This is a genomic window from Mycobacterium sp. IS-1742 (genome assembly GCF_001500125.1).
Taxonomy (GTDB): domain Bacteria; phylum Actinomycetota; class Actinomycetes; order Mycobacteriales; family Mycobacteriaceae; genus Mycobacterium.
Genome location: NZ_LQIV01000043.1, coordinates 136,142 through 161,176, shown reverse-complemented (window position 1 = coordinate 161,176; position 25,035 = coordinate 136,142). Strand labels below are relative to the sequence as shown.

Here is a 25,035-nt window from a genome sequence, read left to right as displayed (position 1 = left end):
ATGGCCGAGCCGAACTCACCCGTCAACAAGCCGCGTACGCCGCCGTACAAGATCGCGGGCCTCGTCCTGCTGGTGATCTTCGCGGTGGTCGCCACGCTGGTCGCGTTTCAGTTCCGCGGCGACTTCGCTTCGCGCGAGAAGCTGACCATGATGGCCGCCCGCGCCGGCCTGAACCTCGACCCCGGCACCAAGGTCACCTACAACGGTGTGGAGATCGGCCGCGTCGCCGAGGTCAACGCGGTCAGCGTCGGCAACGATCCCCGGGCCAGGATCACGCTCGAGGTCGACACGAAGTACATGCAGCTGATCCCGGCGAACGTGCTTGCGGACATCTCGGCGACCACGGTGTTCGGCAACAAGTACGTCTCGTTCACCACGCCGCCCGACCCGGTCCCGCAGCGGATCAAGTCCACCGACGTCATCGACGTGACCAGCGTGACGACGGAGTTCAACACGCTGTTCGAGACCGTCGTGTCGGTGGCGGAGAAGGTGGACCCGGTCAAGCTGAACCAGACCCTGACCGCGACCGCGCAGGCCCTGGACGGCCTCGGCGACCGCTTCGGCGAGTCGATCGTCAACGGCAACGCGATCCTGGCCGACCTCAACCCGCAGATGCCGCAGATCCGACGGGACGTCCGCGGGCTGGCCGACCTCGGCGAGGTGTACGCCAACGCCGCCCCCGATCTGTTCGACGGGCTGGAGAATGCGGTGACCACGGCCCGCACGCTCAACGAACAGCGCGGCAACCTCGATCAGGCGCTCATCGCGGCGGTCGGCTTCGGCAACACCGGCGGTGAGGTGTTCGAACGTGGTGGTCCCTACCTGGTCCGCGGTGCGGAGGACCTCATCCCGACGAGTGCGCTGCTCGACGAGTACAGCCCCGCGCTGTTCTGCACGATCCGCAACTTCCACGACGTGGAGCCGAAGATCTCGTCGTCGCTGGGCGGGAACGGCTATTCGCTCAACACCCACTCCGAGGCCCTCGGCGCGGGCAACCCGTACGTGTACCCGGACAACCTGCCGCGCGTGAACGCCAAGGGTGGTCCGGAGGGGCGGCCCGGCTGCTGGCAGCCCATCACCCGGGATCTGTGGCCCGCGCCGTACCTGGTCCTCGACACAGGCGCCTCCCTTGCGCCGTACAACCATCTCGAACTCGGTCAACCGATCGCCATCGAATACGTCTGGGGACGCCAGATCGGGGAGAACACGATCAACCCATGAAAATCACCGGTACCGCACTCAAACTCGGCGCCTTCTCGCTGGTGCTGCTGCTGTTCACCGCGATCATCATCGTGGTGTTCGGTCAGATGCGTTTCGATCGCACCACCGGCTACTCGGCGATCTTCACCAATGTCAGCGGCCTGCGGCCCGGCCAGTTCGTCCGCGCCTCCGGCGTCGAGGTCGGCAAGGTCTCCAAGATCGAGCTGATCGAAGGGGGCAGCCGGGTCAAGGTCGACTTCAAGGTCGACCGGTCCCTGCCCCTGTTCGACGAGTCCACCGCGTCGGTGCGCTACCTGAACCTGATCGGCGACCGCTACCTCGAACTCAAGCGCGGCGACAGCGATCGGAAGATGCCCTCCGGCGGCACCATCCCGGTCGAGCGCACCGAACCCGCGCTGGACCTCGACGCGCTCATCGGCGGTTTCCGCCCGCTGTTCCGGGCGCTCGACCCGGAGAAGGTCAACAACATCGCCAGGTCGATCATCACGGTATTCCAGGGGCAGGGCGGCACCATCAACGACATCCTCGACCAGACCGCGTCGCTGACGTCGGCGCTGGCCGATCGAGACCAGGCGATCGGTGAGGTGATCCGCAACCTCAACACCGTGCTCGACACCACCGTCAGGCACCAGGAGCAGTTCGACGAAACGCTGGTGAACTTCGAGCGGCTCATCACCGGTTTGAAGAACCGCGCCGACCCGATCGCGTCGTCGGTCGCCGACATCAGCGACGCCGCGGGCACCGTGGCCGACCTGCTCGCCGAGAACCGGCCGCTGCTGCAGGACACGGTCGGCTACCTGGAGGCCACCCAGCAGCCGCTGGTCGAGCAGAAGGGTCAGCTCAATGACATCCTCGTCCGGTTGCCGAACGCGTTGAAGATCATCGGCCGCGCCGGCGGCGTGTACGGCGACTTCTTCAACTTCTACGCCTGCGACGTGACGCTCAAGCTCAATGGCCTGCAGCCGGGCGGGCCGGTGCGCACCGTCAAGGTGTGGGGTCAGCCCACGGGTAGGTGCACTCCGCAATGAGAACGCTCGAGGGATCGAACCGCCTCCGCGGCGGGTTGATGGGCATCATCATCCTGGTGCTCGTCGTCGGGGTCGGACAGAGCTTCGCCAGCGTGCCTATGCTGTTCGCCAAGCCGAGGTACTTCGCGCAGTTCGGCGACACCGGCGGCATCAACCCCGGCGACAAGGTCCGCATCGCCGGCGTCGACGTCGGCGAGGTGCTCAAGACCGAGATCGAGGGCGACAAGGTCGTCGTCGGCTTCACGCTGGGCGGTACGCAGATCGGCAGTGACAGCCGCGCGGCGATTCGCACGGATACGATTCTGGGCCGCAAGAACATCGAGATCGAGCCGCGTGGGTCGACTGCGCTGGAGGCGAACGGAATTCTGCCGCTGGGGCAGACGACCACGCCGTACCAGATCTACGACGCGTTCTTCGACCTCACCAAGTCGGCATCCGGCTGGGACACCACATCGGTGCGCGAGTCGCTCAATGTGCTGTCGGAGACGATCGACCAGACCTATCCGCACCTGAGCGCGGCGCTCGACGGGGTGGCCCGCTTCTCCGACACCATCGGTAAGCGCGACGAGCAGCTCAAACAGCTGCTGGCCAATGCCAACAAGATCGCCGGGGTGCTGGGTGAGCGCAGCGGTCAGGTGAATGCGCTGCTGGTCAACGCGCAGACCCTGCTGGCCGCGATCAACGAGCGCAGCTACGCCGTCGGCCAGCTGCTGGAGCGGGTGTCGGCGTTCTCGGAGCAGGTCGAGGGCTTCATCGACGACAACCCGAACCTCAACAGGGTGCTCGAGCAGCTGCGCGTGATCAGCGACATCCTCGTCGAGCGCAAATTCGACCTGGTCGACGTGCTGACCACGCTGAGCAAGTTCACCGCATCGCTGGCCGAGGCCTTCGCGTCCGGCCCGTACTTCAAGGTCATGCTGGTCAACCTGGCGCCCTACTGGATCCTGCAGCCGTACGTCGACGCGGCGTTCAAGAAGCGCGGCATCGACCCGCAGAAGTTCTGGCGTGACGCCGGTCTGCCGGCCTACCAGTTCCCGGATCCGAACGGGGTGCGTCAGCCCAACGGTGCGCCGCCGCCTGCGCCGGCGACCCTGCAGGGCACTCCGGAGTACCCGAATCCCGCGGTGCCGAGGGGCGACCCATGTTCCTACACCCCGCCGGCCGACGGCCTGCCCACACCGGGCAATCCGCTGCCGTGTGCGGACCTGAGCGTCGGCCCGTTCGGCGACAATCCCTACGGTCCGAACTACCACGGCCGGCCCAACGTGGCGACGTCGGAGCCGAACCCGAACGGCATGTTGCCCACTCCCGGCGTCGCCAGTTCCGGGGTGCCGGGTCAGCAGGCGCCCGTGGTGCCGGGTACGCCCGTGCCGCTGCCGCCGGCCCCGCCGGGTGCGCGCAACGAGCCGCCGGGACCGTTCCCCGGTCCGACGGCCGTAGGCGGTCAGGTGAACAACGTGCCGCCGCCGCCCCCGCTGCCGGGTCCGCCGCCGCCGCCGGGGCCGGGCCAGCAGCTGTCGCCCGCCCAGACGGGTCCGCTGCCGGGCAATCCACCGTTCCTCCCGCCGGGATCTCAACAATGACGGGGGCCTGATCAATGTCAACGATCTTCAACGTGCGGAACATGAAGATGCCGACGTTGTCACGCGCTTCGGTGATCATCGGCACGCTTGTCGTGGTGCTGGCGCTGGTGGCCGCGTTCGCGGGCTGGCAGCTGTACAAGAGGCTGTCCACGAACACCGTCGTGGCGTACTTCTCCGACACCCTGGCGCTGTACCCCGGCGACAAGGTGCAGATCATGGGTGTGCGGGTCGGCACGATCGACAAGATCGAACCGGCGGGCGACAAGATGAAGGTGACCTTCAGCTACGAGTCGAAGTACAAGGTGCCCGCGAACGCCACCGCGTCGATCCTCAACCCGAGCCTGGTGGCCTCGCGCACCATTCAGCTGGCCCCGCCGTACACCGGCGGCCCGGTCATGGAGGATGACGCGGTCATCCCGATCGACCGCACCCAGGTGCCCGTCGAGTACGACGAGCTGCGTGACTCGCTCGACCGCATCCTCACCGACCTCGGCCCCACGCCGGACCAGCCCAAGGGTCCGTTCGGTGACGTGATCGAGTCCTTCGCCGACGGTCTGTCCGGCAAGGGAAAGCAGATCAACACGACGTTGAACAGCCTCTCGGAGGCGCTGACCACCCTCAACGAGGGCCGCGGTGACTTCTTCAGCGTGGTCAAGAGCCTCGCGTTGTTCGTCAACGCGCTCTACCGCAGCGATCAGCAGTTCGTCGCCCTCAATGACGACCTGGCGCAGTTCACCAACTCGTTCACCAACACCGACCGCGAGCTGGCGACCGCGCTGCAGGACCTCAACGAGCTGCTCACCACCACGCGCGGGTTCCTCGACGAGAACAGTGAGGTCCTGACCAAGGACATCAACAACCTCGCCGACGTGACCAACGCGATCCTGCAGCCCGAACCGCTCGACGGTCTGGAAACGGGTCTGCACGTGTTACCGAACCTGGGCGGCAACATCCTCAACATCAGCTCACCGGTCAACGGCGGCATCGTCGGTGTGCCGGTCATCAACGGCATGGCCAACCCGATGCAGTTCATCTGCAGTTCGATCCAGGCGGGCAGCCGGCTGGGCTACCAGGAGTCGGCGGAACTGTGCGCGCAGTACCTGGCGCCGATCCTCGATGCGCTGAAGTTCAACTTCCCGCCGTTCGGGTTGAACCAGATCAGCACGGCCATGACGTTGCCGAAGATGATCGCCTACTCCGAGGACCGGCTGCGCCCGCCGCCGGGATACAAGGACACCACGGTGCCCGGCATCTTCTCCCGCGACACGTTGTTCTCCCACGGCAACCACGAGCCCGGCTGGGTCGTCGCCCCGGGGATGCAGGGCGTCGACGTGCAGCCGTTCACCGCGAACATGCTGACGCCGCAGTCGCTGGCCGCGCTGCTCGGCGGACCCGACGCGCCGATCCCGGGTGCACCGCCCGCGTTCGGCACCACGCGCGACGGCAACCTGCCCGGCCCGCCGAACGCCTTCGACGAACGCAATCCGTTGCCGCCGCCGTGGTACCCGCAACCCGGCCCGCCGCCCGCACCCGCCCCGGGTGTCATCCCGGGCGACCCCGGGGGCTCCCCGCTGTCGGGTCCGGCGCCAGGACCCGCGCCCGCCGCGCAGGCACCCGCACCGGCAGGCCCGCCGTTGCCCGCTGAAGCAGGAGCGCCGTGATGAAGCACAGGATCCGTCGTCTCGCCACCCGCACGGTCGCGCTCGCCGTGGCCGCGGTGGTGCTGACGTCGTGCGGTTCGTGGAAGGGCATCGCGAACGTGCCGTTGCCCGGCGGTCCGGGCACCGGCGGCGATGCCATGACGGTGTACGTCCAGATGCCGGACACGTTGGCGCTCAACGTCAACAGCCGGGTCCGGGTGGCCGACGTCTTCGTCGGGACCGTCCGCGCGATCGAGCTGAAGAACTGGGTCGCAACCCTCAAGCTGGGCATCCAGCCGGGTGTCGAACTGCCGTCCAACGCGCTGGCCAAGATCGGTCAGACCAGCCTCCTGGGGTCCCAGCACGTCGAGCTGGAGGCACCACCGGATCCGTCGTCGGAGCCGCTTCGCGACGGGGACACCATCCCGCTGAAGAACGCCTCGGCGTTCCCCACCACCGAGCGGGTGCTCGCCAGCATCGCGACGATCCTGCGCGGCGGAGGCATCCCCAACCTCGAGGTGATCCAGACCGAGGTGAACAACCTGCTGACCGGGCGGGCGGAGCAGATCCGCGAGTTCCTCGGCCGGCTCGACGTGTTCACCGACGAGCTCAACCAGCAGCGTGAAGACCTCACCCGCGCCATCGACTCGACGAACCGGTTGCTCAACATCGTGGCGAGCCGCAACGACACCCTCGACCGTGTGCTCACCGAGTTCCCGCCGCTGATCGAGCACTTCGCCGAGACGCGGGATCTGTTCGCCGACGCCGTGATCGCGGTGGGCCGCATCAGCCGCGCGGCCGACACCTACCTCGGCCAGGCCCAGGACCCCCTGAACACCAACCTGCAGAACCTGCAGCGTCCGCTCAAGCAGTTGGCCAGGTCGTCGCCGTACCTGATCGGTGCGCTCAAGCTGATGCTGACCGCCCCGTTCAGCATCGAGAACATCCCGAAGGTGGTGCGCGGGGACTACATCAACGTGTCGCTGAACGTGGACCTGACGTTGTCGGCCCTCGATAACGCTTTCCTGTCCGGCACCGGTGTGTCGGGTATGGCCCGCGCGCTCGAACAGTCGTGGGGCCGCGACCCGGCGACAATGATCCCGGACGTGCGCTTCACGCCGAACGCGCACAGCGCACCGAACGGACCGCTGGTCGAAAGGGGTGAGTGAGCGGTGCTGACTCGCTTCATCAAGATCCAGCTGATCATCTTCACGGTGCTGACGGTGATCGCGCTCGCGGTGCTCGGCTGGTATTACCTGCGGGTGCCCAGCCTGGTCGGGATCGGGCAGTACACGCTGCACGCCGAACTGCCGAGGTCGGGCGGCCTCTACTCAACCGCCAACGTCACCTACCGCGGCACGACGATCGGCAAGGTCACCGCGGTCGAGCCCACCGAGCGCGCCGCCAAGGCGACCATGAGCATCGACAACCGGTACAGGATCCCGGTCGATGCGAGCGCCAACGTGCACTCGGTCTCGGCCATCGGTGAGCAGTACCTCGACCTGGTGTCGACCGGCAACCCGGGCCAGTACTTCAGCGACGGGCAGACCATCACCAAGAGCACGGTGCCCAGCGAGGTGGGACCCGCACTCGATGCGGCCAACGAGGGCCTTGCCGTGCTGCCCAGGGAGAAGATCGACGCGCTGCTCACCGAGACCGCGGACGCGGTCGGCGGCCTCGGCCCGTCGTTGCAGCGGCTGGTGGACTCCACCACGTTGATCGCCCAGGACTTCAAGGACAACCTGGGTCCGGTCAACGACATCATCGCGAATTCGGCGCCGATCCTGGAGAGCCAGGTGAACTCCGGCGACAACATCGCGCAGTGGTCGCGCAACCTGAACATCCTGGCGGCCCAGTCGGCCGAACAGGACGCCGCACTGCGCAGCGGGCTGCAGCAGGCCGCGCCGACCGCCGACCAGCTCAACGCGGTGTTCAGCGGCGTGCGGGACTCGTTGCCGCAGACGCTGGCCAATCTGGCCGTGGTCATCGACATGCTCAAGCGCTACAACAAGGGCCTGGAACAGGCCCTGGTGGTGCTGCCGCAGGGCGCGTCGGTCGCGCAGGCGGGCACGATCTTCGAGGGCGAGGGCCTGCTGCACTTCGGTCTGTCGATCAACCAGCCGCCGCCGTGTCTGACCGGGTTCCTGCCCGCATCGGAGTGGCGTGCGCCGGCCGACACCAGCATGAAAGAGCTGCCGTCGGGCACCTACTGCAAGATCCCGAAGGACTTCCAGGCCAACGTCGTCCGCGGTGCGCGCAACTATCCGTGCGCCGACGTGCCGGGTAAGCGGGCGGCGACGCCGAAGGAGTGCCGCAGCGACGAACCGTACGTGCCGCTGGGCACCAACCCCTGGTACGGCGATCCGAATCAGATCCGCGACTGCCCGGCCGCCGGTGCCCGCTGCAACCAGCCGGTGCACCCGGGCCGCAACGGCGTGATCCCCGCCCCGTCGATCAACAACGGGATGAACCCGCTGCCCGCCGATCAGCTCCCGCAGCCGCCGTCGCCGGTCAGCGACCCGTTGAGCCCGCCGGGGCAGGGCCGCGTCCAGTGCAGTGGACAGCAGCCCAACCCCTGCATCTACACTCCGGCACCAGGACCACCGGGAACCGCTGTGTACAACCCAGCCAGTGGCGAGGTGGTCGGACCTGACGGCGTCAAGTACAACGTCAGCAATTCGAGCAACCCAGGAGACGACGGATGGAAGGAGATGCTGGCACCCGCCAGCTGAACCCCACCGATGCTGAGGAAACGCCGGACCAGTCGGTAGCAGTATCTTCAGACGACCCAGCCAACCCCACAACCGAATCCCCCGTCGAGGACAGCCCCGAGGCGCACACCGGTGTGCTGACCGGGGACGACGGGCGGCGCCCGCCGCGCCTGGGCCGCGGATGGCTGGCGGCGATCTGCCTCGTGCTCCTGCTGCTCGGCGCCGGTGCCGGCGTCGGCGGATACCTGGCGATGCGGTCGCACCAGGACAGCGCGGAACTCGCGTCGAACGAGGCCGCCGCCCTGGCGGCCGCGCGGGACTGCGTGGCAGCCACCCACGCTCCGGACGCGGCGGCGATGACCGAGAGCCAGGCCAAGATCCTCGAGTGCTCGACGGGCGACTTCGGCGTACAGGCCGGGTTGTACGGCGGGCTGCTCGTCGACGCCTACCGTGCCGCCAACGTGCAGGTGCAGGTGTCCGACATGCGCGCGGCGGTGGAGAAGCACAACGACGACGGGTCCATCGACGTGCTGGTCGCGGTGCGGGTCAAGGTGACCAACTCCGAGGCCGCCGACCAGGAGCAGGGATATCGCCTCCGGGTCCAGATGGCTCCCGACGAAGGCGCGTACAAAGTCGCCAAACTCGACCAGGTGACCTCATGACGGCGGTCGTCGACGCGCCGCCGGAGGCCCCGATCGCCGAGACGGTGCCCGCCGAGCCGCTCGCCAGGTGGCACGTGCGGGCGGGCGCGCTCGCGGTCGACGTGCTGCCCGGTGTGGCCGTCGTCGCGACCACCGCGCCGTGGTTCCTGGCGGGCTCGCGAATCGGGTGGTCGTGGTGGGTGCTGACGGCGGTGGCCGTGGTGGCGCTCCTCGCGGTGATCGTCAACCGGGTGTTGGTGCCCTCGCTGACCGGCTGGACGCTCGGCCGGGCGCTGTTCGGGATCCGCGTGGTGCGACGCGACGGCGGTGAGGCCGGGCTGGGCCGGCTGGTGCTTCGGGAGCTGGCCCACCTCCTCGACACCGCGGCGCTCTTCGTCGGATGGCTGTGGCCGCTGTGGGACCGGCGCAACCGGACGTTCGCGGACCTGCTGGTGCGCACCGAGGCGCGCCCCGTCGCACGCCCGGAGCGCGATATGCGCCGGTTCACCGCCAAGGTGCTGATCGGCGCGGTCGTGGTGGCCGCCGTCGCGGTGGCCGTGACCTACCTGGCGGTGTACCGCCAGGAGCAGGCTCTCGACCGCGCACGGACGCAGATCGCCGATCAGGGGCCGCGGATCGTCGAGCAGATGCTGAGCTTCGGCGTGGAGACCATGGACGAGGACTTCAGCCGGGCGCAGTCGCTGACGACCGACGCCTACCGGCCGCAGTTGGTGGCCCAGCAGGACGCCGTCCGCGAGACGGGTGCGACCACCAACGAGTACTGGGCGGTGAGCAGTGCGGTGCTGTCGTCGTCGATGGACGAGGCGGCGATGTTGTTGGCGATGCAGGGACAACGCGGCACCAAGGCCGAGGACCTCAAGTTCATCACCGCCACGGTGCGGGTGGACTTCGAGAAGATCGGCGAGAACTGGCGGGTCGACAACCTGACGGTGCTCAAGGCGCCGCTCATGCAAGGGGCCGGTCAGTGAGCCCGCGCCGCAGAGTCGCGGGCGACGAACCCGACTTCTTCGCGACGACGCCGAGGACCCCCCGGCGGTGGGGGCTTCCGGTGCTCGCGACGCTGGCAGGTCTGCTGCTCGCCGCGGCCGTGACGGCCAGCATGCTGATGCTGGTGTCGCACGAAAGCGACCGCCGTGCCGAACTGCGCGACGCGGCCGCCCTGGATTACGTGCGGAGCTTCATGACGACCTACACCACCCTGGACCCGTTCAACGCCAACGCCTACGCCGACCGCGTCCTCGCCCAGGGCACCGGGGACTTCGCGAAGACGTTCAAAGAGAAGATGAACGAGATCGTCATCCAGGTGGCCCGCGCCGAACCCACCGAGGGCAACGTGGTCGAGGCCGGGGTGCAGCGGTTGAACGACAACGGCAGTGTCGACGTGCTGGTGGCCACCACGACGACCACCAAGACGCCGGACGGCAAATCGACGATCGAGAGCGGAAACCGTTGGGTGGCGACCACGACCCAGGAGGGACAGCAGTGGAAGATCAGCCAGCTGATTCAGGTGATCTGACCACGGACCCCGCCGGGACGGGGTCTGCAGAACCGAAGCGCGGACGTAGGCGGCTGCCGTGGCGGCGAACCAAAAAGGCGTCGGCGCAACCTGATTCGCCGACCGGCGACGTCGTCGACGAACTGGCGCCTGCCGACGAACCGGCGACGGCCGAAGAGCCGGCGCCTCGGAAGCCGACCGGCAAGACGCGCAGGACGGCGGCCGCTCCGGTCACGCCCGAGGTCGCACCCGAGCCCGACGCCGACGCCGACGCCGAGGCCGAGGTCCCCGAGGCCGCGGACGCGCCTGACGGCGAATCGGTGGGTGACCCCGACCCGGAGCCCGTCCTGGTCCCCCACCGTCCCGCCGGCAAGCGCCTGCTGATCGCCGCCGCGGTGGCGTCGGCCGTGTTCGTCGCCGCGAGCGCGTTCGCCGGTGCGATGCTCCAGCCGTACCTGGCCGACCGGGCCGCGGTGGACACCAAACTCGCCATCGCCCGTACGGCGACCGAGGCGATCACCACGCTGTGGAGTTACACACCCGAGGACATGGCAACGCTGCCGGACCGCTCGTCTCGTTATCTCGCAGGCGAATTCGCGAGCGAGTACCGGCGCTACATCGACGCCATCGTCTCGACGAACGAACAGGCGAAGGTGACCAACACGACCCAGGTCATGGGCACCGCCGTCGAGAGCCTCACCCCGACGGAGGCCTCCGCCCTCGTGTACACCAACTCGGTGTCGACGAGTCCGGTCAGCAAGAACGTCCCGTCGCTGCGCTACCTGTCGTACCGGCTGACGATGGAGCGTGACGGCGCCGACTGGTTGATCACGGGTATGACCGCGGTGACCAAGCTGGACCTCACCCCGCAACTCTGACCCGGACAGACCGGGCCATGACCGTTCGCTCACCGGTCTCGAACCGGTTGACCGTCACCGCATTACTGATGCTGACGTTCGCGACGGGGTTGGTCGACGCGATCAGCGTGCTCGTCCTCGGGCACGTGTTCGTGGCCAACATGACCGGGAACGTGATCTTCCTCGGGTTCTGGTTCGTCCCCCACTCCGGCGTGGATCTGACCGCGGCGTTGATCGCCTTCGTCAGCTTCGTCCTCGGTGCGGTGGTCGGGGGCCGGCTCGCCCGTCACCTCGGATCGCGTCCCCGCCGCTGGCTCACCGTCGCGCTCGGTGTCGAGGTGGTGGCACTGACGGTGCTGTCCGTGCTGGCCGGGACCGGGGTGCTCGACTACCACGACAACCGGAAGCTGGTCCTGATCGCGGGCCTCGCAGTGGTTTTCGGCATCCAGAACGCGACCGCGCGGCAGTTCGGCGTTCAGGAGCTCAGCACCACGGTGCTCACGCAGACGATCGTCGGCATCGGCTTCGACAGCAGGCTGGCCGGCGGCAGCGGCGACCGGGAGAAGCTGCGCTACGGGGTGGTGGCGACCATGTGCGCGGGGGCGGCCGTCGGCGCCACCCTGACCCTGGTGGCGGTCGCGCCGGTGATCGCGCTCGCCGGTGCCGTGGTGGCCACCGCGGCGGCGATCTTCTGCCTCGGACCCGCGGCGTGACCGGGTTCGTGAAGCGCAATCCGGCCGCACCGCCCGGATTCTTCGCCTGCGAGGCGGCCGGACTGCGCTGGCTCGCCGCTGCCGGCGGCGCGGCCTGCGTGCCGGTGATCGCTTGTGACGCAACGTCGCTGACACTCGAGCGGTTGGCTCCAGTGACGCCGTCCCGGCGGGCTGCCGCTGATTTCGGGGCCCGGCTCGCCGCAACGCACGACGCGGGCGCCGACGGGTTCGGCGCGGGACCGCACGGCTGGGATGGACCCGGGTTCTTCGGGCCGCTGCACGACCCGCTGCCGATGTCGTTGACGCCGCACCCCAGGTGGGGCGAGTTCTACGCCGACGAGCGGCTCGGACCGATGGGGGAGCGGGCTGCCGCGCGGCTCAGCGCCGCTGGACGCGAAGCCGTCGCGTCGATCCGGGAACTGTGTCGGGACGGCAGATTCGACGACGACGACGGACCAGCGCGTCTGCACGGTGACCTGTGGAGTGGAAACCTGATGTGGACGCCGGACGGTGTGGTGCTGATCGATCCGGCCGCGCACGGCGGGCACCGCGAGACCGATCTGGCGATGCTCGCGCTCTTCGGCTGCCCGCACCTCGATGACGTCGTCGCGGGTTACGAGTCGGTGCGGCCGTTGCGCGAGGGTTGGCAAGAGCGCATCGCCCTCCACCAGCCGTATCCGTTGCTCGCCCACGTGGTGCTGTTCGGCGGCGGATACGCCCGCCAGACGGAGTCGGCGTTGACCGATGTGCTCCGCGGCGTCGGCTGAATAATTTCTTACGCAACGACAGCGAACGTGGCGGCGCGCGGAAACGAGCTTGCCGGAAGCCGGTGTAGTGCATGAATACGCAAGATTCGGAAGTTTTGGGGCAGGAGATCGCGCGCGTCGGCTAACCCCTGCCCCTTTGCGATCATCGCACTGACGTCAGCAAACGTTCAGCGACACCAGTCAAACCCGCGTGGGCGCGCGCCGCGACTCCGCGAGAACGCCTTCAACAGCGTGGAAGCGTGACAAGTTGGCGAGGACACGTGTCGGGGTTTTTATCCGATGCCGGTCATCAGCAATTTGACGTGCTCGCCGGTATCCGGTGCTACGGTGCCTGAGACCAACCTCAGAACCTGCGGGAGGATCCAGTCACGTGGCCAGGCATCGCGGTGTGAAGCGGCGTTCGAAGAAGATTGCTGTCCTCGGGGCGGCCACCGTCACCGCGACCGCGCTGACCGTTGGCGTCACGCCGGTCCCGAAGGCTTCGGCGGCCGCCGTCAGGTCGACCGACGCCGTGGACCTGACGGCCGACTTCCGGCTCTTTTCGCCGCCACAGGCGATCCCGGACCTCACTTTCGGCGCGGGCGAAGCCGCCTACGACCTCAAGAACGAGTTCGCCGATTTCGTGTTCCGGTCGATCTTCGAGAACCTCAACCTCGCCGCATTCGCCCAGGCGGCCGGGGTCGACCCGCAGAGCATCCTGGAACGGGTGCTGGAGAACCTGCCGCTGGCGCTGCTGACCGACCCGATCTTCGTCGACCTGCTCGGTGGCATCACGCTGCCCCTCGCCGCGGCGCTCGGCGCGCTGCCGATCCTCAACGAGATCCCGCTGTTGAGGGACCTGCTGACCCAGGGCCTCAATGCCGCCGGGCTCAACAGCATCGCGGGTCTGCTCGACATCGTCGGCCTCGATCTCAGCAATCTGACCGACCTCACCGGGCTCGGCGAGCGGGTGGGCGTGAACCTCGTGACGTCCGGCGACGTCTTCACGTTGCTCAAGGTGCTCGGCACCGACCTCGGCTGGGTGCCGACGCTGCCGAACTCGGTGGCCGACGACGTCGATGAGACCGAATACCTCGGCATCGGCGTCGACGGGCTGCTCGACCTGGTGGACACCGGCGTGATCAACGTCCCGGGCCTTCTCACCCAGCTTCTCGACCGGCTCGGTCTTTTCGACCTCGACCAGATCCCGGACGTCCTCAAGGTGCGCGTGCCGATCGTCGTCGGTGAGGGGGTGGGGGCCTTCGCGGCCGGGATGGCCTATCAGGACATCGTCGCCCAGCTGCCGAATCAGCCGGGTGGCACGAACTACAACGGCGTTGAGGCCAACCCGCTGCTGGGCAGCGTGACGGTGATGCCGATGTTGTTGCTGCGCAACCCCGGTCGTGCCAACGGCGGTCTGTTCGCCCGGTTGTACCCGCTGGCCGGGCTGTTCGGGATCGACACTGTCACCCCCGAGACCGAGGTGAGCAACAGCGGTGGGCTCCAGGTGCCCGGCGGCCTGTATGTCGGTGGGGCGACGCTGATTCCGGTCAAGATCGACGCCACGCTGCAGCACGACTGGCTCTCCGACGTCCCGGCGTGGCCGAACCCGTTCTCGCTGCTGAACACCCTCTCGGCGGTGGTTGCGCCGACCTACATCCTGCGGGGACTGGACACCGCCCTGGTGGCGGGCGCGGTGGGTGAGCAACTTGCGCCCCAGATCGGGGAGGTCGTCGGCGGCCTGGCCGACGATGACCCGTTGGCGCTCAACCTCTATGTCACCGTCCCGATCGACGCGCTCCCGCTGCTCGAGCCGACCTATCTCTTCTTCGATGCGATCAACCTGTTGACCGGCGCCAACCTGAACAATCCGATCGGCACCGCGCTCGGACCGGCCCTGACCAGCCTGGTCAACCTCGGTTACACCGACGTCGTGCGGCAGTGGAACGACGACGGCGACTACTGGGAGTACGTGCGCACCTTCGACGACAGCGATGTGCCGACGGCGTTCGGATCCTTCCCCGACATCAACTGGATGAACGTGCCGGGCGACATCGTCGGCGCCTTCGCCGCGGGAGTCCGCCAGGCCTTCGAGGACGGCCTCGTCAATCGCGACGGTCCGGTGAAGAATGCGCTGGCCTCACTGCTGAACCTGCTGGGTCTCGATCGGGGCCTCCCCGGCGGGATCGGGGGTCTCGGACTCGATGGTGTCCTCGATCAGATCCGCGACAGCATCGACGGCGTGCTCGACAACCTGGACGTGCCCCGCCCCTCGACGGCGGCCGTCGACTCCGTACCCGACGACTCCTCGCCGCGCATCGCGTTGCGGACCGTCGCGGACGACGAGGCGCCGGCCGAGAATTCCGACACCGAGCCCGTCGAGGAGGAGCCTGTCGACGAACCTGTTGACGAGGAGCCTGTCGACGAACCTGTTGACGAGGAGCCTGTCGACGACGAACCTGTTGACGAAGAGCCTGTCGACGACACCGATGTCGAGGACGCCGATGTCGTGGACGAGCCTGTCGATGAGGCGGAGGGCGATGAGGCGGCCGAGGCCGCGGCGCCCGAGGCCGACGCTTCGAACGACGACGCTTCGAACGACGACGCATCGAACGACGACGCTCCGGCCGACAAGGCGGCCTGACGATCAGTCGGGTGCGATTGCGCCCGAGGCGATCTCGCCGATCACCGGCGCCAGCCACCGCGCGTACTCGCCGGTGATGTGGTTGTCGTCGCGGTACACCAACGTGTTGCCGACGATGACGGGACAGCGGACCGCCGTGCAGAACAGGTCGCCGAGGTCGGCGTAACCGCCCCCGGCGGCCTGTACGGCGGCGGCCTCGGCGGCGATCCCACCGGCGTTGAGCGCCGCCGGCCGCGCGGGTGAACACGCCACCACGTCGTCCATGTGGTCGGAGACGCAGGACGGCACTGTCGACAACGGATCCGGTGCGGGGCCGAGCACGAGCACGGCCGCACCGGTCGCGCGCAGCCGCGACACCAGCCGCCCGAGCCCGTCCACCCAGGCCGGGTCGTAGCTGACGAACCCGAAGTCGCCGCCGTAGCGTCGGGACATGTCGACGACGATCAGCTGCGGGCGTTCGGCTTCCAGCCGGGCCAGCACATCGCCGCGCCACTGCTCGCACTCGCTGAAGGTGCGGCCCAGATACGGGCTGGTGATCGGCAGCTCCATCAGCGGGCAGGTCACTTTACTCATGGTGTCGAGTCGCCAGTGGTGCTGCTCGGCAACGGTTTCCAGTGCGGGTTGCCACATCGCGGCGTGCGAGTCACCGACCAGCGCGACGCGCACGGGTGAGGCCGCGTCGCCGGTCACGCATTCGGGCTGGTCGACGTCGCGCCACGACAGCACGCAGCCGTTGACGAACACCTCCGGCTTCGCGACATCGCCCAGCGGCGGCGACAGATCGGCGGGCACGCTGCGCATCTCCGCGGATGCGGCGACGGCGGCCTGCACCTGCTGACGAGGAGTGGGTGCGGCCGGGGCGCCGGACGGAGCGGCGGCACCGGAGCCCACGGCTCGGGGCGCCGGTGCGGTGAGCGCCGCCGGCGCTGCAGCGGGTCCGTCGCCCGTGGGCACCGGACGCATGACCAGCAGCACGATCGCCGCGCACACCGCGGTGGCTGTGGCGACCCCGCCGACGGCCAGGCTGCGGACCGCCGATCCCCGCAGCGCGGCGGCGAACCGGGCCGGATTCTCCACCAGGTGCAGCGTCAGGATCGCCAGGCCGAGGGCGATGACGACCATCGCGAGCCGGCTCGCCAGCCCGAGGTCCGTCCCGAACACCGCAGGCGCGAGGATCAGCACCGGCCAGTGCCACAGGTACCACGAGTAGGACACTCGCCCGATGGCGCGCGGTACCGGTTTCGACAGCAGTCTGCCGACGCCGAGATTCGGTGTGGCGCAACCGGCGGCGATGACCAGGGCCGTACCGGCGACCGGCAGCAGCGCGGCCGTGCCGGGGAACGGTGTGGCCGCATCGACCCGCGTGCAGGCCGCCACGATCAACGCGAGGCCGGTCCATCCGACCGCGGCGGCCGCGACCGGCGGCAGGCGCCGCCACCAGCCGACGCTGAGCGTGATCAGTCCGCCCGCCGCCAGTTCCCACGCTCGGGTCGGCAGGGAGAAGAACGCCCACGACGGCCAATTGCCGGTCCAGGCAAGCGACACCGCGTACGACGCCGCCGCCACCGCGGTCAGCACCGCCGCGTACGGCAGCACCGAGCGGGTGGCGGCCGTGCCGAACCGGCGGCCCACCACGAAGGCGGTCCCGACGATCAGCACCGGCCATATGAGGTAGAACTGCTCCTCGACGCCGAGTGACCAGAAGTGCTGCAGCGGTGAGGGATCTGTCGCGGTGAGGTAGTCGGTGCCCTGGATCGCGAAGCGGTAGTTGCCGACGTAGAGCGCGTTGGCGATCGCGTCGGCGAGGACGCCGCGGGCCTGCAGCGGCGGCAGCAGCAGCACCGCCCCCACGGCGGTGACCACCAGCACGAGCGCGGCGGCGGGCAGCAACCGGCGGGCGCGGGCGGCGTAGAACGCGCCGAGGCGGACGCCGCCGGCGGTGATCTCACGCCACAGCAACCCGGTGATGAGGAATCCGGAGACGACGAAGAAGACGTCGACGCCGACGAAACCGCCGCCGAGGCCCGGCACGCCGGCGTGGTAGAGCACCACGGCGAGCACCGCGACCGCGCGCAACCCCTCGATGTCGGCGCGGAAGGTCCGGGACGGCGCACTGGACCGGCCGCCTGCGGTGGCGCCGCGGCGGGGGAGGGGGCGGGATGCCCGGGGTATCGTCACATCAGTCACTTGGACCCCGATGGTCCCACGGGTGACCCGTGGAACCCGGTATTGACGTGCGCGACGTGCTAGTTGAACGCGAGCCAGCTGGGCAGCGCGCGCTCGCGCGAATCGCACAGCACCTGGCGGGTGTCGCAGCTGCCGCGCGGTGACCCGGCCCCACTCCACATTCCGCCGGTGTCGCGGCGCAGCACGATCGCCGACGACCCACCGCCGTCGAGCAGTACCGCGTGTTCGGCGCCGAGACCGCGGAACAGGTCCTGCATGTTGTCGGGGGTGTAGTTGCCGCCCTGGAAGACGTAGAGGTGGTCGGCCGCGCTGCTGTAGCCGATCGCCGTGCGCGCCGCGCTGGGGCCGGGGTCGTTGAGTTGGCCTGTCGCACCCGGGGCGAGCAGGCCGAGGCCGGCCACGGCGACGAACCGGGCGTTGCGGTCCATCAACTTCTGGATCTCCGGGGAGGCGGCGTCGAAATCCTGTGTCCCCTTGGGCATCACGACATACGGCGCACCGCCCACCGGCAGGATCATCGTCGCCAGCGCCGACCAGGTCTCGTCACCGCCGGACAGGCCCTGCTTGCCCGCGTACGCGATGGTGCCCGTGATCGGCGCGTTGGCGCGGCCCTGTCCGCGGGTGTTGTCGACGTAGGCGCCCAGCGGGGAACTGCATCCGGTGTCGCGCCAGGACCCGCCCTTCTGACCCCGGACGTCGAAGAAGTTGGCGTTGACCGCGATGGTCGGCTGCCCGAGCGCCTGCCAGGCCTGAATTGGGGTGAACGTCTCCGAGGCCTGCCAGAGCCCCTCACCGGTGCGCGCCCTGGGATCGCGTTCGCAGCGGGCCTGGTAGCCCTGATGGGTGTCGACCAGCAACCGCGGGTTGAGCCGTGACGACGCGTTTTTGATCGTCATCAGGTGGCCGCCGTTGTTCAGTGTGTACTCGCGTCCGTCGGCGGCGCGGAACGGGGCGGCGAACTCCCCGCCGAAGTTGTAGACGAGGTAGGCGCCCTTGGTGTTGGCGATGGCCCCGAGAAGCAACGCTCTGGGGTCGCTCGCCCTCGCGTGCGGTTGGCCCGTCGTGCCCAGTGCCGCACAGAGAGCGAACACGGCGACACCCGCCGTGAACCGCCGCAGGGCGTTTGCTGAGATGGGCACGGTCGCCTTTCGACAGAGGTCACCTAGCCCTAACGATATTCACAGCCGTCACTCTGTCAACTTTGATAACAGCCAGGTCGCGACCGTGCAACGGCGGGATCGCCGTTGGGGATCTTTCGGACGTGTTTGCGTGAATCGCTCCCGGGTGGGGTAACCGGGCCACGTGCCCGTCGACGACCCGACGCCGTCAGGCATCCGGACGCGTGCGTCCATGGAGATCGAGATCTAAGGAGCAGAAATGATCGGAACCATCCTCGGCGCATTGATCGTCGGCCTGATCGTCGGCGCGCTGGCGCGGTTGATCATGCCGGGTAAGCAGAACATCGGCGTCATCATGACCGTCGCGTTGGGCGCCCTCGGCGCGTTCATCGGCAGCTGGCTGACCTATCAGCTCGGGTACAGCAATTCCAACGGCGGCTTCGAGATCATCCCGTTCCTCGTCGGGATCATCGTCGCGATCGTGCTGATCGCGATCTACGTCGGGATCACCGGCAAACGCGGGTCGCGTCCCGGTACCGCCGTCCGCTAGGAACCCTTCCGGAAGGGGTGGGCTCGGGCGTCCTGCGCCTCGAGCCCACCTTGGCGTGGGGTCATCGTCCGGGCGGCGCCAATCGGTAGACCGCGCCCGCGTCGTCGTCGGTGATGTAGACCGCGCCGTCCGGACCGGCCACGGCGTCCACCGGCCGGCCCCACCGCGAACCGTCGTCGGCCTGGAAACCGCCGACCAGAGTCTGCTGATCGCCGAGGTCCCCGGCACGGAACGGATAGAACGACACTTCTGGTGCGCGGGGTGGCCGCCGGTTCCACGAGCCGTGGATGCCGACCAGGGCGCCGCGGGCGTAGGGCTCGGGGAGTTCACCGTCGACGAAGCTCAGGCCCAGCGGCGCCGAATGCGCCCCGAAACTCTGCTCGACCGGCGGCAGCGCGGCGCAGTCGAGCCGGCTGCCGTCGGCGTTCGTCTGCACGTCCCGGATGAACGGCACGTCGGCCGGTCCGCCGTCGATGTTGCAGTACGGCCATCCCAGTTCGCGCCCCGGTGTGAGCTTCGCGAGTTGCTCGGGCGGGTGGTCGTTGACGTAGGACGGGTCCACCTCGCCGGTCGCTGGGTTCGCGACGTTGTCCCTGCCGTTCACCGCCGTCCAGATCGCGCCGTCGGGGGCGGTTGCCAGACCCGTCCCGTTGCGGACCCCGGTGGCGAACGGTTCGGCCGAACCCCCGCCGGGCGGCACCCGCATGATGGTGGCCCGCGGCGGGGTGGCCTCCCGGTCCTCTTCGGAGATGTTTCCCGTGGAACCGATCGAGAAGTACACCGCCCCGTCCGGTCCGACCGTGACGCTCTTGAGGGCGTGCGCGTACGCCCCCCGCAGGTCCGGGCTCTCGGCGTCGGGCAGTCCGGCGGCCACGGTGCGACGGTTGCTCGCCCGGCCCTCGGCGTAGTCGTAGGCGGCGATCTCGTCGCTTTCGGCGATGTAGAGCGTCGACCCGGCGAACGCCATGCCGTGCGGTTGGGTCAGTCCCGTCAGCAGCGGCGACGACCGGGGACCGCTTTCGGCAGGCTCCAGTCTGACGATCTCACCGGTGCTGGGCACCGACACCAGCAGCGCACCGTCAGGCGCCCACCGCGCGAGCCGGGGCTCCGGAACCCGGGCCCACACCGAGATCGTCCAGCCGGCGGGGATCGACGCGCGGCGCGGTTCGTCGAAGGGGGCCGCGTCCAGACCGGCGGGAACCGCGACGGTGACCGAGGCGACCCCCGCTGCCTGCGGCGTCGTCGAGGGGGGTTGCGCAGCCGGCGGCGCAACGGGCTCCTCCGGAGTGCTTGTGGCACATCCGGCGAGCACCGCAATGGCGGTGAGGGCTCCGAAGGTGCTATGCGGCAGCGAGATTCGCATGCATTTCCCAGACCAGGATCTCGGCCGGTTCGACTGCCGTGACGCGCTGGCCACCGGATGACGTGAAGCGCACCGCGTCGCCTTCGTGTAGCGCACCGGCGCCCTCGAGTGACACCTGACCGCGCGGAACGAACAGGTGCAGATACGGCGCCTGGGGCAGTTCGACGCTGTCGCCGGGCTGCAGCCGCGCCCCGTGCAGCGCGGCATACCGGTTGCGGATCGAGATGGCGGTATCGCCGCGATGTTCGGGCATCCCCGACGCGATCGTGACGAGCTTGCCGTGCAGGAGTTCGTCGTCGATCTCGAGCTGCTGGTAACCCGGGTCGGAGCCGGACTCGTCGGGCACCACCCACATCTGCACGAAGTGGACGGGCTCGCGGTGGCTGTCGCCACCGGTGAGACGCCACGAGTCGTTCTTCTCCGAGTGCAGGATGCCGCGGCCGGCCGACATCCGTTGCGCCAAACCGGGATAGATCACGCCGGAGTGGCCGGTGGAGTCCTGGTGCACCAGCGATCCGCGAAGCACCCAGGTGACGATCTCCATGTCGCGGTGCGGGTGCGTCTCGAAACCCGCACCCGGAGTGACGATGTCGTCGTTGTTGACCAGCAGGAGGCCGTGGTGGGTGTTGGCCGGGTCGTAGTGGTCGGCGAAGGAGAAGGAGTGCTTGGAGTCCAGCCAGGAGATCGTCGTCTTGGCGCGGTCGTCGGCGCGCCGGATGTCGATGCGTTCGGCTTCTCTCATGCCCTCGGTCATGGTCGCTTCCCCTTGGATCCTGCGCCAGCCTAGGTGGCGGCTCTGGACACGACAACTCACATGATGTGTCATGTATTCCGTGTGGCTGTCGGCGGAGGAGCAACGGGTGTGGCGCGGCTACCTCGCGATGGTGGCCGAACTGCAGGTCGCGATGAACCGGCAGTTACAGCGCGACTGCGGCCTCTCGCTCGCCGATTACGAGGTGCTGGTGGCGCTGTCCGAGCGGGGCGCCCGACGCGTGAACGAACTGGGCCAGGCGCTGGCCTGGGAGCAGAGCCGGCTGTCCCACCAGCTGCGCCGAATGCGTGACCGTGGTCTGGTGTCGAGGCGCGACGCCGCCGACGACCGGCGCGGCGCCACCGTCGCGCTCACCGAGGCCGGGGCGGCGGCGCTGAGGGCGGCGGCGCCGGGACACGCCGCGTTGGTGCGGCGGGTGCTCTTCGACGGTATGCCGACGGCGAGGCGCACGGCGTTCAGCGACGTGATCGACACCGTCCGGGAACGCCTGCGCGGCTCACCAGTCTGATTCGTCGAAGGTGATGACGCCGCGGATGTTCTTGCCGTCGAGCATGTCCTGATAGCCCTGGTTGATGTCCTCGAGGCGGTAGGTGTTGGTGACCATCTCGTCGACCTTGAGCAGACCGGACTTGTACAGCCCGATCAGCCGGGGCGTCTCGACGTGGCTGCTGCCACCGCCGAAGATGTTGCCCTTCAACGTCTTCTGCAACATCGTGAACAGGAACAGGTTGAGCTTGACGTCGGCCTCGAACATCGAACCCATACCGGTGACGACGCAGGTGCCGGTCTTGGCCGTCAACGTCATCGCCTCTTCGACGTACTCACCGCGCATCTCGCCCACGGCGATGATCGTCTTCTCGGCCATGAAGCCGTGAGTCAGTTCGAGCACCGGGTTGATCGCCTCGGCCATCGACGAGAAGACGTGGGTGGCGCCGAACTTGACGGCCTGGTCGCGTTTGAACTCGACCGGGTCGATGGCGACGATGTTGCGCGCCCCGGCGATGACCGCCCCCTGCAGCGCTGAGAGACCGATACCCCCGACACCGACGATCACGACCGTCTCGCCCGGTTGCACCTCGGCGACGTTGGTCGCCGACCCGAAGCCGGTCGGCACCGCGCACCCCATGATGGCCGCCGTCTCGAACGGCACGTCGTGGTCGATCTTGACGACGGAGTCCTTGTGGACGGTCATGTACGGGGCGAAGGTGCCGAGCAGGTTCATCGGCGACACCTCGGTGCTGCCTGCGTGCACCCGTGACGTGCCGTCGGCGATCGCCTTCCCCCCGAGCAGCAGGGCGCCGCGGTCACACAGCGAGCGGTAGCCCCGCAGGCAGGGCTGACACTGGCCGCAGGCGGGGATGAACGCGAGGATGACGTGGTCGCCCTCCTCGATGCCGGTGACGTTGCGACCGACCTTGGTGACGACGCCCGCGCCCTCGTGGCCGCCGAGCGCGGGCAGGCCGATCGGGGTCGCGCCCGTGGTCAGGTGGTAGTCGGAATGACACATCCCGGCGGCGTGCATGCGGATCTGCACCTCGTCGTCGACCGGGTCGCCGATCTCGATCTCGTCGACGCGGAACGGCGCATTCACTTCCCAGAGCAGAGCACCCTTGGTCTTCATGGGTGGCGATCATAGAACACGTTCCAGTTCGCGGGATAACGACGCCTGTGAGCTGGGCATTGAGTGGACAGACGCCGTCCGGCGACTGTGCCTTCCGGGCGGCGACTGTGACGCGGTGGCGGATTTTCACTCGATTTCCCGCCATGGCGGCACTTTCGGCGGCGAATGTTTTCGGCATGAATGAGAAAACTGCTACGAGTCAGCTTGCCCGCGGTCGTGAAAGTGCCCGGGAATTGCTTGACGAACGGTCAAGATACCGAGCGAGCGGCGCCGGTCTGATGCCGCTGTCCGTGTCGCGGCGGGGGATCGTCATCGCCGAAGGCGACTCCTGGTTCCATTATCCGGGTCGAGACGTCCTTGCGGTACTGCAGGATGACTTTCGATGGGAAGTCTCGTCGGTCGCTCACTTCGGCGACAATCTCGAGGACATGGCTTACGCAGAATCGCAGATGGCCGACCTGTGCCGGCAGCTCGAGTGGATCGCTCAGCGTGACGAGGTACCGTCGGCGGTGCTGCTCTCCGGTGGCGGGAACGATCTGGCGGGACCGGAATTCGCGATGCTGCTCGAGCACGACAAGAGTTCGAAGCCCGGCCTCAACTCAGTGATAAGCAATGAATTGATCAACGTCCGTCTCCGCGACTCGCTGCTGTATCTGGTCGGGGCGATCCAGGAATGCTCAAGGGAGACGTTCGGTACCGGGATTCCGATCTACGTCCACGGCTATGGCCACCCCGTACCTGACGACAGGGGATTCATGGGCGGATGGGGACCTCTGCCCGGGCCATGGTTGGGCCCGGCGTTCGCCCGAAAAGGCGTGCACAAGCACGACATGGACCGGCGCAAGGAGATCGCTCGGGAGCTGATCGACGAATTCAACGTCATGCTGAGTGAGACCGCATCACTGCCCGAGGCCGTCGACCTCAACTACGTCGATGTCCGCACCGCGCTCGACAGCGGGTCCGATTACCGCCAGTCGTGGTCGAATGAACTGCATCCGACAGATGCCGGTTTCCGCGAAGTGGCGCGCCTGCTCGACGAGGCCATCACTGCGCAGCCGAACTGACCCGACGCTCGGCGACCTACAGCGTGTCCGCCAACCCGAACGGCGCGAACGTGGTCGCATGGAAAGCCACGACGTGCGACACCCCGTCGGGCGTCACGTCGAGGACATGCAGCTGAAAGGCCTCGTGCCTGCCGCTCTCCGGGTTGCGCATGTACAGCGCCGCCGCGGTCTGCCCGTTGGCCGTGGTGGGGATCAACCGCATGTCACCGGCCCGTTCGGCCGGGCAGTGCGTTTTCGACAGCAGCACGATGTCGCGCGGGCCCTGGTACCAGCCGTCGAACGGCGGCATCTCCCACACGGCGTCGGCGGTGAACAGGTCGACCAGTTTGTCGATGTCGTAGGTCTCGAACGCCGCGATGTAGCGCGTCAACAGATCCTGCGCCTCCGGCGAGTCCGGGGGACGGAGCACGTCGTCCTCACTCGGCCCGATGGCGTCGAGCTGGGCCCGCGCCCGCTGCAGCAGGCTGTTCACCGCCGCGGTCGACGTGCCGAGGGCGTCGGCCACCTCCGCGGCCTTCCACTGCAGCACCTCCCGCAACACCAGCACCGCCCGCTGCCTCGGGGACAGGTGCTGCAGCGCCGCGATGAAGGCCAACCGCACCGACTCCCGCGAGCCGACGATGCTCGACGGATCGCCGGCGTCGTCGGGCAGCGGCTGCAGCCACGGCACCTCGGCGCGCTCGTGGATGTCGTCGACCGGGTCGGAACTGGGGGCGCCGAGACCCGTCGGCAGCGGGCGCCGCGACCGGCCGTCGAGCGCGGTCAACGAGGTGTTGGTCGCGATCCGGTAGAGCCAGGTGCGCACCGACGACTTGCCCTGAAACCCCTTGTAGGACTTCCACGCCCGTAGGTACGTCTCCTGGACGAGGTCCTCGGCGTCGTGCAGCGACCCGGTCATCCGGTAGCAGTGCGCGAGCAGTTCCCGCCGATACTTCTGCGCATCGGCGAGGAACGCGTCTTCGGCGCGGCTGTCGTCACGGCCGTCATCGACGGTGCGAGCCAGGACGGTCACGGTCGCGAGCTTACGCACGATGGCCGACATCCGGCACCCCGTCATACC

22 protein-coding genes are annotated in these 25,035 nt (G+C 68.5%); 16 read left to right on the top strand and 6 right to left on the bottom strand.

Annotated elements, in window-relative coordinates; translation table 11 throughout:
* From AU196_RS22670 to AU196_RS22610, 13 genes are all read left to right on the top strand, one after another.
* Complete coding sequence (locus AU196_RS22670; protein ID WP_011854202.1) at window positions 1-1,221, top strand: MCE family protein; 1,221 nt, start codon at window positions 1-3, stop codon at window positions 1,219-1,221.
* Complete coding sequence (locus AU196_RS22665; RefSeq protein ID WP_059097316.1) at window positions 1,218-2,249, top strand: virulence factor Mce family protein; 1,032 nt, start codon at window positions 1,218-1,220, stop codon at window positions 2,247-2,249. The genes AU196_RS22670 and AU196_RS22665 overlap by 4 nt, the downstream gene beginning before the upstream one ends.
* On the top strand, window positions 2,246-3,832 hold the full coding sequence (locus AU196_RS22660) for a virulence factor Mce family protein (protein ID WP_059097315.1): 1,587 nt from the start codon (window positions 2,246-2,248) through the stop codon (window positions 3,830-3,832). The genes AU196_RS22665 and AU196_RS22660 overlap by 4 nt, the downstream gene beginning before the upstream one ends.
* A gap of 14 nt (window positions 3,833-3,846) precedes the next feature.
* Window positions 3,847-5,493, top strand: a complete 1,647-nt coding sequence (locus tag AU196_RS22655) for a virulence factor Mce family protein (RefSeq protein ID WP_011557548.1) — start codon at window positions 3,847-3,849, stop codon at window positions 5,491-5,493.
* Window positions 5,493-6,641: a virulence factor Mce family protein gene (locus tag AU196_RS22650; protein WP_059097314.1), complete on the top strand. Its 1,149-nt coding sequence runs from the start codon at window positions 5,493-5,495 to the stop codon at window positions 6,639-6,641. Before AU196_RS22655 ends, AU196_RS22650 begins: the two co-directional genes overlap by 1 nt.
* A gap of 3 nt (window positions 6,642-6,644) precedes the next feature.
* On the top strand, window positions 6,645-8,204 hold the full coding sequence (locus tag AU196_RS22645) for a virulence factor Mce family protein (protein WP_059097313.1): 1,560 nt from the start codon (window positions 6,645-6,647) through the stop codon (window positions 8,202-8,204).
* Window positions 8,174-8,845, top strand: a complete 672-nt coding sequence (locus AU196_RS22640; protein ID WP_059097312.1) for an Rv1363c family protein — start codon at window positions 8,174-8,176, stop codon at window positions 8,843-8,845. The genes AU196_RS22645 and AU196_RS22640 overlap by 31 nt, the downstream gene beginning before the upstream one ends.
* Window positions 8,842-9,813 (top strand): RDD family protein, encoded by a 972-nt coding sequence (locus tag AU196_RS22635; protein WP_059097311.1) that lies wholly within the window; start codon window positions 8,842-8,844, stop codon window positions 9,811-9,813. The genes AU196_RS22640 and AU196_RS22635 overlap by 4 nt, the downstream gene beginning before the upstream one ends.
* The gene (locus AU196_RS22630; RefSeq protein ID WP_059097310.1) at window positions 9,810-10,361 is read left to right on the top strand and encodes an Rv1363c family protein; all 552 of its coding nucleotides are present in this window, start codon (window positions 9,810-9,812) and stop codon (window positions 10,359-10,361) included. Before AU196_RS22635 ends, AU196_RS22630 begins: the two co-directional genes overlap by 4 nt.
* The gene (locus AU196_RS22625; protein ID WP_059097309.1) at window positions 10,328-11,218 is read left to right on the top strand and encodes a hypothetical protein; all 891 of its coding nucleotides are present in this window, start codon (window positions 10,328-10,330) and stop codon (window positions 11,216-11,218) included. The genes AU196_RS22630 and AU196_RS22625 overlap by 34 nt, the downstream gene beginning before the upstream one ends.
* 17 nt (window positions 11,219-11,235) lie before the next feature.
* Window positions 11,236-11,910: a YoaK family protein gene (locus AU196_RS22620; RefSeq protein WP_059097308.1), complete on the top strand. Its 675-nt coding sequence runs from the start codon at window positions 11,236-11,238 to the stop codon at window positions 11,908-11,910.
* Window positions 11,907-12,677 carry a fructosamine kinase family protein gene (locus tag AU196_RS22615; protein ID WP_059097307.1) on the top strand — a complete coding sequence of 257 codons (771 nt, stop codon included), beginning with the start codon at window positions 11,907-11,909 and terminating at the stop codon, window positions 12,675-12,677. The genes AU196_RS22620 and AU196_RS22615 overlap by 4 nt, the downstream gene beginning before the upstream one ends.
* A gap of 388 nt (window positions 12,678-13,065) precedes the next feature.
* The gene (locus AU196_RS22610; RefSeq protein WP_231737682.1) at window positions 13,066-15,300 is read left to right on the top strand and encodes an alpha/beta hydrolase family protein; all 2,235 of its coding nucleotides are present in this window, start codon (window positions 13,066-13,068) and stop codon (window positions 15,298-15,300) included.
* A 3-nt stretch (window positions 15,301-15,303) separates the two neighbouring features.
* Here the strand turns inward: AU196_RS22610 and AU196_RS22605 are convergent, their stop codons facing one another.
* Window positions 15,304-17,487: an acyltransferase family protein gene (locus AU196_RS22605; protein ID WP_059097306.1), complete on the bottom strand. Its 2,184-nt coding sequence runs from the start codon at window positions 17,485-17,487 to the stop codon at window positions 15,304-15,306.
* A gap of 59 nt (window positions 17,488-17,546) precedes the next feature.
* The gene (locus AU196_RS22600; RefSeq protein ID WP_197415874.1) at window positions 17,547-18,626 is read right to left on the bottom strand and encodes a phosphodiester glycosidase family protein; all 1,080 of its coding nucleotides are present in this window, start codon (window positions 18,624-18,626) and stop codon (window positions 17,547-17,549) included.
* Window positions 18,627-18,864: 238 nt separating this feature from the next.
* Here AU196_RS22600 and AU196_RS22595 point away from each other — a divergent pair, with 238 nt between their 5' ends.
* Window positions 18,865-19,155: a GlsB/YeaQ/YmgE family stress response membrane protein gene (locus tag AU196_RS22595; protein ID WP_059097305.1), complete on the top strand. Its 291-nt coding sequence runs from the start codon at window positions 18,865-18,867 to the stop codon at window positions 19,153-19,155.
* Window positions 19,156-19,216: 61 nt separating this feature from the next.
* Here the strand turns inward: AU196_RS22595 and AU196_RS22590 are convergent, their stop codons facing one another.
* Both AU196_RS22590 and AU196_RS22585 read right to left on the bottom strand, forming a co-directional pair.
* Window positions 19,217-20,518 carry a PQQ-dependent sugar dehydrogenase gene (locus tag AU196_RS22590; RefSeq protein ID WP_059097304.1) on the bottom strand — a complete coding sequence of 434 codons (1,302 nt, stop codon included), beginning with the start codon at window positions 20,516-20,518 and terminating at the stop codon, window positions 19,217-19,219.
* On the bottom strand, window positions 20,496-21,260 hold the full coding sequence (locus AU196_RS22585) for a pirin family protein (RefSeq protein WP_082695838.1): 765 nt from the start codon (window positions 21,258-21,260) through the stop codon (window positions 20,496-20,498). The genes AU196_RS22590 and AU196_RS22585 overlap by 23 nt, the downstream gene beginning before the upstream one ends.
* 82 nt (window positions 21,261-21,342) lie before the next feature.
* On the opposite strand from AU196_RS22585, the gene AU196_RS22580 reads away from it, so the two are divergent.
* Window positions 21,343-21,798, top strand: a complete 456-nt coding sequence (locus AU196_RS22580; RefSeq protein WP_059097302.1) for a MarR family winged helix-turn-helix transcriptional regulator — start codon at window positions 21,343-21,345, stop codon at window positions 21,796-21,798.
* Here the strand turns inward: AU196_RS22580 and AU196_RS22575 are convergent.
* Window positions 21,787-22,911 carry an NDMA-dependent alcohol dehydrogenase gene (locus AU196_RS22575; protein WP_059097301.1) on the bottom strand — a complete coding sequence of 375 codons (1,125 nt, stop codon included), beginning with the start codon at window positions 22,909-22,911 and terminating at the stop codon, window positions 21,787-21,789. The two genes, AU196_RS22580 and AU196_RS22575, sit on opposite strands and share 12 nt — an antisense overlap.
* Window positions 22,912-23,054: 143 nt before the next feature.
* On the opposite strand from AU196_RS22575, the gene AU196_RS22570 reads away from it, so the two are divergent.
* Window positions 23,055-23,975 (top strand): SGNH/GDSL hydrolase family protein, encoded by a 921-nt coding sequence (locus AU196_RS22570; RefSeq protein ID WP_157546598.1) that lies wholly within the window; start codon window positions 23,055-23,057, stop codon window positions 23,973-23,975.
* Between the two features lie 16 nt (window positions 23,976-23,991).
* Here AU196_RS22570 and AU196_RS22565 read toward each other — a convergent pair whose 3' ends face one another.
* Window positions 23,992-25,017 (bottom strand): sigma-70 family RNA polymerase sigma factor, encoded by a 1,026-nt coding sequence (locus AU196_RS22565; protein WP_059097299.1) that lies wholly within the window; start codon window positions 25,015-25,017, stop codon window positions 23,992-23,994.
* Window positions 25,018-25,035 lie beyond the last annotated feature (18 nt).

Coding starts and splice junctions, on each gene's coding strand:
- AU196_RS22670 (WP_011854202.1), top strand. CDS start 1: ATGGCCGAGCCGAACTCACCCGTCAACAAGCCGCGTACGCCGCCGTAC.
- AU196_RS22665 (WP_059097316.1), top strand. CDS start 1,218: ATGAAAATCACCGGTACCGCACTCAAACTCGGCGCCTTCTCGCTGGTG.
- AU196_RS22660 (WP_059097315.1), top strand. CDS start 2,246: ATGAGAACGCTCGAGGGATCGAACCGCCTCCGCGGCGGGTTGATGGGC.
- AU196_RS22655 (WP_011557548.1), top strand. CDS start 3,847: ATGTCAACGATCTTCAACGTGCGGAACATGAAGATGCCGACGTTGTCA.
- AU196_RS22650 (WP_059097314.1), top strand. CDS start 5,493: ATGAAGCACAGGATCCGTCGTCTCGCCACCCGCACGGTCGCGCTCGCC.
- AU196_RS22640 (WP_059097312.1), top strand. CDS start 8,174: ATGGAAGGAGATGCTGGCACCCGCCAGCTGAACCCCACCGATGCTGAG.
- AU196_RS22635 (WP_059097311.1), top strand. CDS start 8,842: ATGACGGCGGTCGTCGACGCGCCGCCGGAGGCCCCGATCGCCGAGACG.
- AU196_RS22620 (WP_059097308.1), top strand. CDS start 11,236: ATGACCGTTCGCTCACCGGTCTCGAACCGGTTGACCGTCACCGCATTA.
- AU196_RS22595 (WP_059097305.1), top strand. CDS start 18,865: ATGATCGGAACCATCCTCGGCGCATTGATCGTCGGCCTGATCGTCGGC.
- AU196_RS22590 (WP_059097304.1), bottom strand. CDS start 20,518: ATGCGAATCTCGCTGCCGCATAGCACCTTCGGAGCCCTCACCGCCATT.
- AU196_RS22585 (WP_082695838.1), bottom strand. CDS start 21,260: ATGAGAGAAGCCGAACGCATCGACATCCGGCGCGCCGACGACCGCGCC.
- AU196_RS22580 (WP_059097302.1), top strand. CDS start 21,343: ATGTATTCCGTGTGGCTGTCGGCGGAGGAGCAACGGGTGTGGCGCGGC.
- AU196_RS22575 (WP_059097301.1), bottom strand. CDS start 22,911: ATGAAGACCAAGGGTGCTCTGCTCTGGGAAGTGAATGCGCCGTTCCGC.
- AU196_RS22570 (WP_157546598.1), top strand. CDS start 23,055: ATGGCGGCACTTTCGGCGGCGAATGTTTTCGGCATGAATGAGAAAACT.
- AU196_RS22565 (WP_059097299.1), bottom strand. CDS start 25,017: ATGTCGGCCATCGTGCGTAAGCTCGCGACCGTGACCGTCCTGGCTCGC.